This window comes from Pseudoalteromonas sp. S16_S37 (assembly GCF_014694405.1).
GTDB lineage: Bacteria > Pseudomonadota > Gammaproteobacteria > Enterobacterales > Alteromonadaceae > Pseudoalteromonas.
Window position 1 is genome coordinate 1 of sequence record NZ_JAAUWV010000155.1, and the last position, 1,119, is coordinate 1,119.

The 1,119-nt window shown below is 43.5% G+C and carries 1 protein-coding gene and 1 pseudogene; both read left to right on the top strand.

Going from position 1 to position 1,119, the window contains the following annotated elements:
- Nucleotides 1-729 (top strand): annotated as a pseudogene (locus HC733_RS22340) (hypothetical protein); the annotation flags it as partial.
- Between the two features lie 4 nt (nucleotides 730-733).
- The coding region (locus HC733_RS22345) for a hypothetical protein (RefSeq protein WP_203219233.1) at nucleotides 734-1,119 on the top strand (386 nt) is incomplete at its 3' end.

The following is a 1,119-nucleotide window of genomic DNA, read 5'->3' on the forward strand; positions in this document are numbered from 1 at the left end:
GAGCAAGTGTGCAGGCTTTTGCTTACGAGAACCGATGAAGATAGAAAGGTTCAAGGTGACTTAACCATTAGTTATGTACACCCTCGCACTAAATCAAAACTGGTCTACGACCTCGCTGATTTACAGCATATTAGTAATGGGATCAAAGTAACGGTTAGCCCCATCATTGTGGGGGACTCACCTGATTTACTCGTTGGTGTTAAGACACCATTGGGCGAAGTGGTGTATCACCAAGTTCAGCCTATTGAGTTTGATGTAAGTGGCTTTAGAGCAGACGGGCCAGTGATTGGCGAAGAACATGAACGCCATGCTGATACCCAAACCCAAATAGCGTCAAAAGAAGCGGACCGTTTAGCATTCCCCAACATGAATGACGAAGAAATTAAGAAAGCGAAAAAGCAAAAAGCCGCACCATTTGAGGGCCGTTTGGTTGCACATTCGCATCTTAAAAACGTTGAGCATGAAACTAGGATCACCCCTAAAGGAGAAACAATCACCCCTGATAGCCCAATTGCAAAGCAAATCAGTGATGCACCTAAGCGTAAAGGTAAGGTTTTGGACTCAATTGACTTGCGCATGATGGTTGCCCAACGCTTAGGCCGACCATTACGAGTCAATGAGATTGATTGGTTGGCAGGTCAAGAAGTTGTAGAAACGGAAGTAAACAACGTTGTAGAGCAGTTGCATATGGGTGTAGCAGACACTCCAGTGCTAAAAATAGCGAGATAGCAGTTTGAAGATAACAAAGCTTAGCCATGTTTTAGATGTACTGGGAGTTAAGCAAGCCCAAGTAGTAAAGGCGCTAAAAGCTAAAGGATTCACCTTTAGCACCGCAAGTTTTAGTCGTGTATGCACGCATGCAGATTGGCCAAAAACCTGTGATACCAATGCGTTACAAAAAGCTATTAGAGAGTACTTAAAAGAAGCAGGCGCGACCGACCTGCAATTAAATGACCTTTTTAGTTGGTACGAACCAAGCCAAAAAGTATCGCCAGAAGTAGATTATGAAGACCCGGAGCCTGAAATGTTAACCGCCAATGCAAAGAAGTTTTTTAAGTTACGCCGCGACCCATTTGAAAATGAAATTGCGTGTGAAGACGATGTATTTTTAATTGAGTC